Annotated in this window: 12 protein-coding genes; 3 read left to right on the plus strand and 9 right to left on the minus strand. The window is 67.1% G+C overall.

Going from position 1 to position 11841, the window contains the following annotated elements; translation table 11 throughout:
• Window positions 1–21: 21 nt before the first annotated feature.
• The 4 genes from ACTVZP_RS03500 to ACTVZP_RS03515 all read right to left on the minus strand — a co-directional run bounded on the left by ACTVZP_RS03500 (window position 22) and on the right by ACTVZP_RS03515 (window position 4166).
• Window positions 22–645, minus strand: a complete 624-nt coding sequence (locus ACTVZP_RS03500) for a PRC-barrel domain-containing protein (protein WP_443210695.1) — start codon at window positions 643–645, stop codon at window positions 22–24.
• A 418-nt stretch (window positions 646–1063) separates the two neighbouring features.
• Window positions 1064–1816 carry a hypothetical protein gene (locus tag ACTVZP_RS03505; RefSeq protein ID WP_443210696.1) on the minus strand — a complete coding sequence of 251 codons (753 nt, stop codon included), beginning with the start codon at window positions 1814–1816 and terminating at the stop codon, window positions 1064–1066.
• A 63-nt stretch (window positions 1817–1879) separates the two neighbouring features.
• Window positions 1880–2791, minus strand: a complete 912-nt coding sequence (locus tag ACTVZP_RS03510; protein WP_443210697.1) for a BON domain-containing protein — start codon at window positions 2789–2791, stop codon at window positions 1880–1882.
• Between the two features lie 991 nt (window positions 2792–3782).
• Window positions 3783–4166 (minus strand): response regulator, encoded by a 384-nt coding sequence (locus ACTVZP_RS03515; protein WP_443210698.1) that lies wholly within the window; start codon window positions 4164–4166, stop codon window positions 3783–3785.
• Window positions 4167–4311: 145 nt separating this feature from the next.
• Here ACTVZP_RS03515 and ACTVZP_RS03520 point away from each other — a divergent pair, with 145 nt between their 5' ends.
• Window positions 4312–5064 carry an MgtC/SapB family protein gene (locus ACTVZP_RS03520; RefSeq protein ID WP_443210699.1) on the plus strand — a complete coding sequence of 251 codons (753 nt, stop codon included), beginning with the start codon at window positions 4312–4314 and terminating at the stop codon, window positions 5062–5064.
• A gap of 66 nt (window positions 5065–5130) precedes the next feature.
• Here ACTVZP_RS03520 and ACTVZP_RS03525 read toward each other — a convergent pair whose 3' ends face one another.
• Complete coding sequence (locus tag ACTVZP_RS03525; protein WP_443210700.1) at window positions 5131–5391, minus strand: hypothetical protein; 261 nt, start codon at window positions 5389–5391, stop codon at window positions 5131–5133.
• On the minus strand, window positions 5388–7937 hold the full coding sequence (gene ligD / locus ACTVZP_RS03530; protein ID WP_443210701.1) for a DNA ligase D: 2550 nt from the start codon (window positions 7935–7937) through the stop codon (window positions 5388–5390). The genes ACTVZP_RS03525 and ligD overlap by 4 nt, the downstream gene beginning before the upstream one ends.
• Before the next feature lie 316 nt (window positions 7938–8253).
• Between ligD and ACTVZP_RS03535 the strand changes: the two genes are divergently transcribed.
• Window positions 8254–8577: a hypothetical protein gene (locus ACTVZP_RS03535; RefSeq protein ID WP_443210702.1), complete on the plus strand. Its 324-nt coding sequence runs from the start codon at window positions 8254–8256 to the stop codon at window positions 8575–8577.
• Between the two features lie 46 nt (window positions 8578–8623).
• On the opposite strand, the gene ACTVZP_RS03540 is transcribed toward ACTVZP_RS03535, so the two are convergent.
• Window positions 8624–8836, minus strand: a complete 213-nt coding sequence (locus ACTVZP_RS03540; protein WP_443210703.1) for a hypothetical protein — start codon at window positions 8834–8836, stop codon at window positions 8624–8626.
• A 128-nt stretch (window positions 8837–8964) separates the two neighbouring features.
• Here ACTVZP_RS03540 and ACTVZP_RS03545 point away from each other — a divergent pair, with 128 nt between their 5' ends.
• Entirely contained in the window at window positions 8965–9468 is a 504-nt protein-coding gene (locus ACTVZP_RS03545) for a sigma-70 family RNA polymerase sigma factor (RefSeq protein WP_443210704.1), read from the plus strand.
• Window positions 9469–9517: 49 nt separating this feature from the next.
• Here the strand turns inward: ACTVZP_RS03545 and ACTVZP_RS03550 are convergent, their stop codons facing one another.
• Together ACTVZP_RS03550 and ACTVZP_RS03555 are read right to left on the minus strand one after the other, a co-directional pair.
• Window positions 9518–11143: a capsule biosynthesis protein gene (locus tag ACTVZP_RS03550; RefSeq protein WP_443210705.1), complete on the minus strand. Its 1626-nt coding sequence runs from the start codon at window positions 11141–11143 to the stop codon at window positions 9518–9520.
• Window positions 11121–11780 carry an ABC transporter ATP-binding protein gene (locus ACTVZP_RS03555; protein WP_443210706.1) on the minus strand — a complete coding sequence of 220 codons (660 nt, stop codon included), beginning with the start codon at window positions 11778–11780 and terminating at the stop codon, window positions 11121–11123. Before ACTVZP_RS03555 ends, ACTVZP_RS03550 begins: the two co-directional genes overlap by 23 nt.
• Between the last annotated feature and the right edge of the window lie 61 nt (window positions 11781–11841).

The raw sequence follows: 11841 nt of genomic DNA on the forward strand, positions 1-11841 counted from the left end.
GTGTAGATCCTGCGGATGGGATTATTCGGTCGCCGTGTATTCGGGCAGCGCCTCGAGCTCCTCGCGCGACATCGGAAGATAGACGCGCACTTCGCTCTGATCCGCGTTGGTGTAGATCTGCAGATCCTCGAACGGGACCGCGACATTGCGCGCGCCGATCCCAAGGAAACCGCCGACGTCGAAGATCACCTGTTCGATCTTGCCGTCCTCGGCCAGCACGAAGTCCGAGATACCGCTGACGGATTCGTCGTTCATCGAGTAGACGGCCGCATCCTGAAGGTCCTCGGCGGTCATCGGCTCGCCCGAGTACATCGTGAAGCCTTCGGGAACCTGCATGCCACCGGCAGCGCCGTCGGTCGCCATCCCGGTATCCGTTCCGGTCATGCCGGTGTCAGTGCCGGTCATGCCGGTATCCGCCTCGGTATCGGTGCCGGTCATTCCGGTGCCGGTCGTGCCGTCAGTGGTCGGCGTCATGTCCGAACCTTCGGCCGGCGGGGTCGCCATGTCGGTGCCGGTGGCGGGCGGAGTCGTGGTGTCCGTCGTTGCGGGCGGCGTCGTGGCATCGGGCGTTGCGGTATCCTGAGCCAGAGCCGTGTAAGCGGTTGTCGAAGCCAGAAGCGCCGAGAGGGCAATGACTTTCTTCATGTTGCGATCCTTTCGCCTTTAAAGACTAATTGGACAGAGCCGTTAAGGCCTGCTGGTAATCCAACGGGTCGGAAGAGGGTTGGTTTCGCACGGCAAAACCCGAATGCGGGCGGTCATGCCATCAGGCGAATTATCGCCCAATCAGCGCGATTTGATGAGCGGAAAATTGCCAGCCCCCGATCATCGCTGGGATGTGAGGGAACAAGATGCCTGGATCGCGTGGGGACTGCCGGGCTTCCGACCTCGTTCAGGACCGTCGGCGGCGGCGTCCCCACAGGCTTTCTGTCGCGCATGTCATGCGTCTGCTCAACGAGCCGTGGCGGATGGAGGCCATCTTTCAGGCGGATTGCGTCAGGTGATGAAAAAAGCGGCGCGCCCGAAGGTGCGCCGCTGCCGGATCGCGCGGAATGTCGCGACGTCAGAAGGTCTCCACCATCTGGCAGATCTGCGTCCAGGAGGTGAGGGATACGGCCGCCGAGTCGAACTCGCGCGTGCCGGGCGTGTCATCGGATCCGGACTCGGATGCTGCCTCGGTGCTCGAGGTATTCGTGGCGTTCATGCTCGCCTCGCCCGTTCCGACGGTGGCTCCGCCCGCCGCCGGATTGGTCGTGGCGCCGGTTCCGGCGTCGGACGGGCTGCCGGTCATCGCCTGCTCGGCGGCCGTCACCCGCTCTTCCGAGGTGCCGGGGCCGGCCGTCGTGCCGGTGTCCTGCGTGGTCGCGTCGCTCTCGCCGACGTTGCTCACCTTCGTGTCGGGATGGCCCGTCGTGTCGTCCGCGGGCAGCGTGCCGGAACCGGCCGCCTCCTCGCCGGTGGGCTGACCGATCGGGCTTGTCGCGCCGCCGCTCGCGGACCCTTCGGCCGGCACGGTGCCGGCAGAGGTCCCGCCCGAAGTGCCCGCTGCATCGGTCCCGACACCCGCGGTCCCGAAGGAGGCGCAATCGTCGCGGACTTGGCTCTTCTGCTCCTCGGAGAGCGAGTCCCAGCTGGAGCGGACTTCCGCCTCGGTCCTCATGGTCATCGAGCCACCAGGGTTGAAGAAGGTGTCGACCATGGGCGCATCCCAGTCGCGTCCCATGGTCGTGCCCTGCGCGGTCGTCGTCTGCGCTGCGGCGGCACTGGCCAGAAGGCCGGCCAGGCCCGCGATCAAGGGTAACCGGAAAACGTTCATATCTGATCCTTTCTCTCTCTCGTGGTCTCGGCGGGGAGGGCGGCCGCGAGGGCCGCCCGCCGCTCAGGCCTGAGTGTTCTGCGAGCCGCTGCCGAAGCTGCCGCCGCCGCTGTCCGTATCCGATCCGCCGCTAGAGCCGGCTCCGAACGTGCTGCCGCCGGAACCCGAAGCGCCCGTGCCGTCGCGCACACGCAGGTTGTTCTGCACATGCCGGACGCCCGAGACGGAGTCGGTGCAATCCTCGGCGCGGCGCTTCTCCATCTTCGACGAGACCTGGCCGCTCAGCGTGACTTCGCCGCTCGCGACCGAGACCTCGATGTCGGAGGCGTCGAGACGGGGATCCTCGCTCAGTCGGTCGTTGACGTCGTCGTGAATCCGCTCGTCCGAGCGCTGGTAGCCGCGCGGGCCCTTGCCGCGGTGGTCGGCCTCCCGCCGCCGGCTCGCGTCGTCATCTCCCATCCAGGAGCGGACTTCGTCCGCGGCGCGCTCCATGAAGCCGCGCTCGTCCGACGGGTGACCGAAGCGCTCGCCATGACCGCGTCCGCGCTGGTCCCAACCGCGACCTGACTGGCGTCCGTAGCTCCACGACTGCTCGTCCTGAGGACGACGCTCGGAGTAGGGGTCATAGCCTCGGCCATAGTCGCGCTCCTGCGCGCCGTAGCCGCCGCGATGCGCGTCACGGTCGCGGGGATCGAAGCCTGCAGCTCCGAAGCCGTAGCCGCTTGCTGCGTCCATCCCCCGGCTCGCGGGGCCGCGATCGCGTGAGCCGGAGCCGTCATCCTCCTGGCCGCGATCCTGATAGCGTGCATCGAACCGGTCGCGGTAGCGTTCACGTTCGTCGCGACTGGCGCGCATGCCGCCCCGGTCGCGATAGCCTTCGTCCCGGTCCTCGCGATAGCGGTCCCCCGCGTAGCGCTGCGTGTCCCGGTCTTCGCTCCAACCGCGATTGTCGGTTTCGAATTTCGACTGTGCCATGTCTGATCCTCCATCGAGCTTCACTGGAAGGCACAGAGCCTTCGGTGTTTTCAGACGGCCCATGCAACGGGCGCTGCGGATGAATGTTCCAGCATCGCCGGGTGACGTGGATCCTGGGCCTGACTGTGCCTGACACCGCCGGCGCGGCGCGGCGCGCCCACGCGCGCAACGCAAAGCCAGAGCGTCCGTGGGGCGCTGAACAGCCGAAAACAGCCAGAGCATGCGTGTGCCGCTGAACGGCCGTGAAGACGTCCGCGGGACGCATTTCCGCGCGAGGCCGAGCCCGCCGTCCGAAGCGGCAGCGGCCGACGGGGCGCGGGCGGACCTTCACTTCGGAGTGATCGGCAGAGGGAACCAGCCCGGCCGCCTCTGCATTGAGGGGCCGAGGGGGAGGATGCGGATCAGCCAGGTCCTCCCGGAACAGCCGCAGAGGACATCTCATGACGTCACCAGCCCGGCCTCCGGGGCCCATACCCACGCCTCCGGCGGATCCTGACCCGGACGTGACGCCCGGACCGCTGCCCGGACCGGGAGAAAGCCCGGACGTGCCGCCCACCGAGCCGGATCTTCCGGGCGAAGGGCCGGGAGTACCGCCCACCTTGCCCGTCTGATCGAGCCTCTCGTCAATTCATCAAGGAGCTTACCGTGAACAGCATCATCTACATCGTGGGCCTCGTCGTCATCGTCATCGCCATTCTTTCCTTCCTCGGCCTGCGCTGACGACTTCGGGGTGCAAGCCCCTCCTGTGAGAGTGACCGGCCCATCGGCCGCGTATGAGTGAAGAAGAATATCAGTAACCGAGTACGAGTAGCCGGGCCCTGCGACGATCGCAGGGCCTTTGGTGTGCGTGGAAGGCCCTTCAGGAACGTGGTTCGGCAAAGGCCTCGTGTGGTTCGGCAAAGGCCTCGGGGCGCTGCGCCGCAGGGTGCGAGCCTCGCCGCTGGCGCCCCGGAGCAGCTTCTGCTCGCACCGCGATGGCCCCTTGGGCGGCTCAGCTGCCCTGCAAGAGCTTTTCCAGCAGCGTCGAGATGAGCACGGACGTCACCGGTTTCTGCAGGACCTCGACGGTGGCAAACTCCTGCGGGATCGTCGACGGCGGCTCTCCGGTCATGAAGGCGAACGGGATGCGACGCGTTCCCAGCGTCCGGGCGAGGGTGAAGCAGGTTCCGTCCTTGAGACGCATGTCAAGAAGTGCCGCATCCACCGACTGGTGAGCGATGAGGCGCATCGCCTCGGATTCGGTTCTTGCCGGTCCCGCAGTCTCGAAGCCCGAGGCTGCAAGCTCGTCCACGATGGTCATGGCAAGGACCAGGTCGTCCTCGGCCACGAGGATCCTGGGCAGGCGACGGGACGGGAAGGCAGCGGAATTGTTCATCGGGGAAGCTCCGGTCGACTGCCGCTCAAGAAGCATGGTGGGCCGTTGGTTCCATCGCCTCTACCGCGGTCGGCGGAGGTCGGTCGCGGAGACGGAACGTGCGCAGGTTCGGCGACGTTGACAGGCGAATTTCACGACGGACGACATGGCAGACCTGTTTCAAGACCTGCTCGCGCAGGACATCGGCCTTCCACTCATCAGCAGCCTGGTGACGGGCTTCCTGATCGGGCTCGACCGCGAGATCCGCGGCAAGCCGGCCGGGCTCAGGACCCATGCGCTGGTCTGTTTCGCCGCGACCATCCTGACACTTGCCGCCGCGCGGCAGGCGCAATGGACCGTGACCGTCTTTCCCGACGCGCAGATCGTGACCGACCCCGCGCGGATGGCGCATGGGATCCTGACGGGGATCGGCTTCCTCGGCGCAGGCGTGATCTTCCGCGAGGGCGCATCCGTTCACGGACTGACCACGGCCGCCTCGCTCTGGATCACCTCGGCGCTGGGGATCGTCTACGGCATCGGAATGTACTGGCTGGCCCTGACCGGAACCGTTGCGACTCTGGTCGTGCTGGCAGCCCTGCGCCTCTTCTTCTCGCTCCTGCCGGTTCGGACGGAAATCCGGCTGCGCGTCACCGTGGCCATCGGATCGTCCTTCGATGCCGAGCGGCTTGCATCACTCCTGCGCAGCGAGGGCCTTGAGGTCGGACCCATCAGCCGAAGCCTCAGCCGCCCGTCCGAGCGCCTGAGGATGTCCACCGCCACCCATGTCCGCAAGGAGCAGATCCTCGACCGTCTCGCCGCGGCACTGACCGAGGATCCCGACGTGATCGCGTTCGACATCATGCCGGTGGGGGATCCGGTGGGGCGGACGCTTCTCGACCGCTCACCGGACGGCATGTGACCGGAACGGGCAGGGCGGAGCCGCACCGACGTCGGCCAGCGTCCGCCGGAGCCCGCGCCGCCTCCGTCAGGCCCCGCCCGGCGCCATCCCGGCATGGAAACGCGCGGCCTCGTCGCGGATGCAGCGGATCTCGTCGGCGAGCGCCACCTCAATGCCCACTCCCGGAGCGGGAACGGCGCCCGGATCCTCCTGATTGTCCTGCATCACGCTCCGCTCCTCCAGCCAGCTGACAAGCTGGTCGTTCCCTGCCAGAGCCACCAGACGCGCCAGAACCTTGCGCTGCGCGATCAGCCGTCCCTCGATCGTCTCCGTCGTCAGTTCGGTCATCTCGTCTCCCTTCCTGTCGTCACCAGACGTTCCAGCCGCCCGATCACCCGCCGCCCGAGCGTCACCGGCCGCGCCGAAGCCTGCGCCAACGGGCAGGGGCGGTCGAGGCGCTGCCGGATCGAGCGGATCGTCCAGTCTCCGGCGGACCGGGCTTCCGCCAGTTCGTCCCAGTCGAGCGGCGTCGCCACCGTGGCGCCTTCACGCGCGCGCAGGCTGTAGGGGGCGACGGCGGTCGAGCCGCGGTCGTTCCTCAGCCAGTCGATGAAGATCCGGCCCTTGCGTCCGGCCTTGGCCATCGCGGCCGTGTAACGATCCGGTGCCGTCTCGGAGAGATGGGTGGCGAGCGCACGCGAGAAGAGCTTCACGCTCTCCCATTCGGCGGCGGGCTTCAGCGGCACGATCACATGCACACCCTTGCCGCCCGACAGCATCGGAACCGAGGGCAGGCCCAGCTCCTCGAGATGGCCCCGCAGTTCCGCGGCAGCCTCGCGCACGCGGGCGAAGTCGAGGCCTTCGTCGGGATCGAGGTCGAAGACCATCCGGTCGGGCCGATCCAGCGTTCGGTTGCGCGATCCCCAGATGTGGAATTCCAGCGCCCCCATCTGTGCCGCCCCGACGATCGCCGAGGCGTCGGGAAGCGTGATGTAGTCCTCGGCCCCGGACTTCGTGTCGATCTTCACGCTGCGGATTGCGGCGGGCATGCCGCGGGTGCGGTGCTTCTGGAAGAAGCACTCGCCGTCGATGCCGTCCGGGCATCGCAGAAGCGATACCGGCCGATCCCTGAGGAAGCCGAGCATGCGCGGCGCAACCGCCTCGTAATGTTCGGCCACCTCGCGCTTCGTGACCGCCGGCCGGGCGTAGATCTTCCGGTCGGGATGGCTGATGCGGATGCCCGCCACCTGCACCTCGTCGGCCCGATCCATGCTCTCCTCCGGCGTGTCGTCGTTTCGGTTCGGCAAACGTCGCGGCTTCTTTGGCTGCGGCTGCGATCCGGGCTTGCGGCCGGGCCGTTCGGCCATCTCGAGCCTCACTTCCTTCGCCGGCTTGTCGCCGCGAAGGCCCGCGAACACTCCGTGGCGGATCTGTCCTTCTGCCGTCAGTTCGGTGAACTTCACCTCGGCGACGAGATCCGGCCGCACCCATCGCGCGCCCTCGGCTCCCTCGGGGATGTGGCCGAACGGGCTCGAGGCAAGCGCGCGTTCGCCGAGGAGCGGCTTCAGTTCGCGGAACACCCGCGCGTCGAAGCCGGTGCCGACGCCGCCGCGATGGGTCAGCCGGCCGTTCTCGAAACTACCCATCACCAGCGAGGCGAAGGGCCGCCCCGGCTTGTCGGAGGGCTTCCAGCCGACGATCACGAACTCCTGCCGCTGGTCGCACTTGACCTTGAGCCAGTCTCCGTTGCGGCTGCCGGCGTAAGGCGCATCCACTCTCTTCGAGACGATCCCTTCCGCCTGCGCGGCACACATGCGGCGGTGGATCTCGGGGCCGCGGCTGCGGATATGTGTCGAGAAGCGGATCGCGCCATCGCCGGATCCGAGCAGCGCCTCGAGCCGGTCCTTCCGTTCGAGAAGTGGCAGGCCTGCCAGATCCTCGCCGTCCGCCTCCAGCAGGTCGAACGCCATGAAGGCGAGCGGGGCCCCCGACTTCAGCCGCGCCTGCAGATCCGAGAATGAGCCGCCCTTCGGATCCGGCGCGATCACCTCGCCGTCGAGGAGGGCGGACCGGACAGGCAGCCGCTCGAAATCCGGCACGAGGGCGCCGAACCTGTCGGTCCAGTCGAGACCGGAGCGGGTGAAGAGCCGCACGCGACCCGCGGCGACCGCGGCTAGGCAGCGATAGCCGTCGAACTTGGTCTCGTGAAGCCAGTCCGTTCCCTCCGGCGCAGCGGGGACCAGCCGGGCGAGCTGCAAGGGGCGGAAGCCTGGCAGCGCCGGAGCGCCTGTCCGCTTCCGCGGCCTGCGCCCCTCGGCAATCTCCTCCATGCGGCGGCCGCTCTCGACGGAGGTCACATGCTCCTCGACCAGCCGGTCGGCACCGTCGCGTTCATGCGCGTCATGCTCCTTGATCAGCAGCCAGTTTTCGGCCTTTTCCCCCGCTCGCGGCTTCATCCGCACGAGCGTCCAGCCCCCGCGCATGCGCTCGCCCTCCAGCCGGAACTTCAGCCGCCCCTCGCGCAAGCCTTCCTCGACATCGGCCACGGGGGTCCAGGTGCCACGATCCCAGAGCATCACGGTGCCGCCGCCGTATTCGCCCTTCGGAATCGTCCCTTCGAAGCCGGCATAGTCGAGCGGATGATCCTCGGTCCTGACCGCGAGGCGACGGGACGAGGGATCGGGCGAGGGTCCCTTCGTCACCGCCCAGCTCAGCAGCACCCCGTTCCACTCGAGCCGGAAATCCCAGTGGAGCCGTCGAGCGGCATGCTTCTGGACCACGAAGCTGCCCCCGCCGTCCTTACGGGGGCTGCGGCCGTCCGGCTCGGAGGTGCGGTTGAAGTCGCGCTTCGCGCGGTAGCGATCGAGGTCCCTGCGGGAAACGGCTTCGGACATCGGACAAGGCTCCGCTGGAGGCTCTGACCGAACGTGCCGGCCGCTCGCCAGTTCCGGCGGGTCCCGTGCCGCGCATGCCCGACGCGCCGCCATGTTCGACGCCGGTTGGTGCCGGTTCCGGCAATAACGGCAATTGTTCCCAAAAAAGTCGCCCGGACGAGGAACCTCAGGCCCCCGCCATGTGTTGCGCCGTCATAAAAGGGGCAGTTTCGGGCAAGTGGAATGGTTTGTCATGCGAGCGAAGTGCTGGACATGCCGGTCTCGCCGGGTGGCGGGCACCGGATGAACCGTGGCTCTGCCCCCATGGGAGGCGCCGATGCGTCAACCTGACGATCCGCTGAATCCCGACACGGCACTTAAGGCCGCAACAACGGCACGGGATCCTGTGCGGCTTCCGTCTGCCGCTGATGGAACAATCCCGGCACGGGAATCTTGTCATCCGACAGGCACGAGACAAGAAATCGGGACGATGTTTCATTTCATTCAGAACGACGACGGCGACGATCTGGTCAGGAAACATGTCGAGGACAATCTTCGGCGCACCTATGGAGTGTCTTCGGACGACGAGGTGATGGACGACCGCTTCGCGTCGTTGCTGCGGCGCATTGCCGATAAACACTCGGGTTCTGACCGCTCCTGACGGGAACGCATCCTCGACCGGAGGCCCCGACGCAATTGTCCGGGTGTCAGCCGTCGCGGCCCTCGGATGCGCTGGACTGCACGAGCGAGACCGGTTCGCCGGCAGGCTGTGCACCCAGAGCCTGAGCAAGGCGTCGCGCAAGAAGCTGGATCGCCTCCGGCACGGGCTCCGCCTCGATCGCACGCAGCAATTCCGCGCTCAGATCCCGCAGTTCGTCCGGCCCGATCTCCGGACCTTCCTGATCCTGTTCTTCTACCATCGTCTCACCTGCCCCTGACCTACGTTTTGCGCCGACTGGCTTCAAAGCGCAATCTCAAACGCGGAACCGCTCCGGCAACTCGGCGTTGAATTCCGTAAAACAAGCCGTGAAGCGCCAGGGAGCCCTCCGTGACGGACCAGACACCCCCGCGATCGATCATACCGGACGTGGTCGATCTCATTCCGGCGTTGCGCGCCTACGCCCGCTCGCTCAGCCGGAACCAGGCGGATGCCGATGATCTCGTTCAGGAGACGTTGCTGAAAGCGATTGCGAACGTGGACAAGTTCCAACCCGGAACGAGGCTGCGCGCCTGGCTTTTCACCATCCTGCGCAACACCTTCTACACGCGTGTTCGCGTCTCGGCACGCGAGCGCACGGGGGCTGCGGACTGCGTGTCCGGAGAGATGTCGGTTCAGCCATCGCAGGAATGGACGGTGAGGGGGCGCGAACTGATGGCGGCCATCGACAGGTTGCCGCCCCATTACCGTGAGATCCTCATCCTGGTCGTGATGCTGGGCGAAAGCTACGAGGAAGCCGCGAGGATCTGCGACTGCGCCATAGGCACGGTCAAGAGCAGGGTAAGCCGCGCTCGCCAGCTGGTCATGAACGACCTCGAGGGCGGCGGGATCTGAGGGCTCTGCCAGCGTCACCTCCGATCGGGACGCCATTCGCCATCTCCGGTCACGAAGACACCTGTTCCCGCAGGATCGCCGCCGTCATCGAAACCATGAGATAGATGCCCGCGAAGATCAGCAGCGTGACCATCGTGTTCTCGAAGGCGCGCGGATAGGCGGCCTCGTCCGGTTCCACCGGGCGCACAGACAGCGATAGATAACGCGTCTGCCGGTTCGCCTCGACCCGCGCCATTTCCAGCGCCTCGAGCGCATGGGCGAGCAGAAGCTGCCGCGTCGCCACATCCGACTGCGCGACCATGAGCTCGCTCTGCACCTTGGCCAGCGACAGTCCTTCCCTGCCGTCCTCGGTCAGGCGGCGGCGCGCATTGTCGATCTCGGTCCGAAGCGTCTGGATGCGGCGGCGGATCGGTTCCATCCGGGCGGGATTGGGCCGTTCGTTGGCCTGCATCTGCTCGAGCGACAGCCGTTCCGTCAGGAGTTGCGACTCCAGTTGCGACAGCTGGCCGGTGATGAGACCGACCTCGACGTCCGAGGACAGGACCTTGAACCGCTCCTGCAGGTCCACCACACGCTGCTGGGCGGCGAGCATCTTCGCCTCGGCATCCTGGTAGCTCTGGCGCGCTCCGGACATCTGGTCCTCGCGCATGCGCTGGGTGAGCTGGTCCACCTGCTGTTCGGCGTAGGAGATCAGCGAGGTGGAATAGGCGACCGACGTCTTCGGATCGCTCGCCAGAACCTCCATCTTGATGATGCCCTCGGTCGGGTCGTAGGCGATCTTCACGTTCTCGGCGTAGAGGCGGTAGGCTTCCTCCTCGGTGGCGTCGGGGGCCAGCCGCTGGATCGGGTCGATCCCGGGCTCGCTGAAATGCGACCGGAAGCCGATGTCGGCGTCGAGCCGCTTCATGGCTTCGCGCGACTGCAGGTAGCCCTGCACCGCCATGCTGTCCTGAGCCGTGGCGAAGGGGGTGGAGGAGAGAAGCCCGCCCAGCCCGCCCGAGGCCACCGGATTGTCGGCCTGCTGGATGACGAACTCGGTCTTGGTCGCATAGAGAGGCGTCGCGATCCGGTAGTAGTAGATGCCCGCGAGCAGCGTCGGCAGGCCGACGAAGACGAGCAGCCGCAGCGCGAGCATCAACGTGCTCCGCCGGCGCCTGCGCGCGATGTCCTGCTGAATGCGCTGGAGGTCGGCGGCATGGCTCGACTCGATCCGCACCTCGGGCGAGGGGAGCGAGATCGGTGGCACGGTCTGCGGAACGGTCCGCGACTCGTTCAGCACCATCGAGCGTGAACCGCCCGAGGTCGACGGCGGGGCGCCATCCCCGACCAGCTCGAGAAGGGCGGTGCGCTGGAAGGGATCGATGCCCTCGCGCCGCAGAAGAAGCACCGCATCGAGGTCCGACGTGGCCGGCAACCCGTGCTTCTGGGCCATTCGTCGCGCCATGCGCAACTGCCGGCCCGAGAGGTCCTCGGCCCGGATCGACGCGATCTCCTCGACCTCGTCCGGCGACCGGTCGGGGCCGGGTGCGCCGGGCGCCTCCGGAAGCGGGACCGGCACCGAGCCATCGGCAGTCGGCAGCACCGCCTCGGCCGAGGCCTCCGGCTGGGCCGCCGCCAGCGGCGCGGGATCGGAGCCGCGGATGCGGAACCGCTTAGCCCTGAGCTTCATAGTCATAGAGACGCTTCGCTTCCTCGAGGGTGTCGAACATGTACAGCTGGCCGTTGCGCAGCACTGCCGCCGAGCGGCAGAACTTTTCGAGCACTTTCGGTTGATGGGACACGATGACCAGCGTGGACTGGCGCAGTCGCTCGCGCAGCAGGCCGCCGGCCTTGCGGTTGAATTCCGCATCGGTGGTCGAGGGCATCCCCTCGTCGATGAGGTAGATGTCGAATTCGATGGCCAGCATCAGGGCGAAGGACAGGCGCGCCTTCATCCCCGAGGAATAGGTGCCGACCGGCATGTCGAAGTACTCGCCGATGCCGCAGATCCAGCGGCAGAAGCTCTCCATGTAGTCCGGATCCTGGCCGTAGAGGCGGGCGATGAACCGCGCGTTCTCGGTGGCGGTGTGGCGCGGCACCACGCCGCCCATGAATCCGAGCGGAAAGGAGATGCGCGAACTGCGGTTGATCCGCCCCTCGTCCGGTTTCTCGAGCCCCGCCATCATGTTGATGATCGTGGTCTTGCCGGTGCCGTTGGGGGCCAGGATGCCGAGGGCGCTGCCCAGATCCACGCGGAAGGAGGCGCGGTCGAGGATCACCTTCCGCTGCTGCCCCGTCCAGAAGGACTTGCTGACGTTCTCGAACTCGATCATCCGGTGCACCGGGCGGCCTCCGCGACCGCGCTTCCGTCCCCTATTACGGCCGAAACCTTAA

This window comes from Rhodobacter sp. NSM, assembly GCF_052244495.1.
Classification (GTDB): domain Bacteria; phylum Pseudomonadota; class Alphaproteobacteria; order Rhodobacterales; family Rhodobacteraceae; genus Cereibacter_A.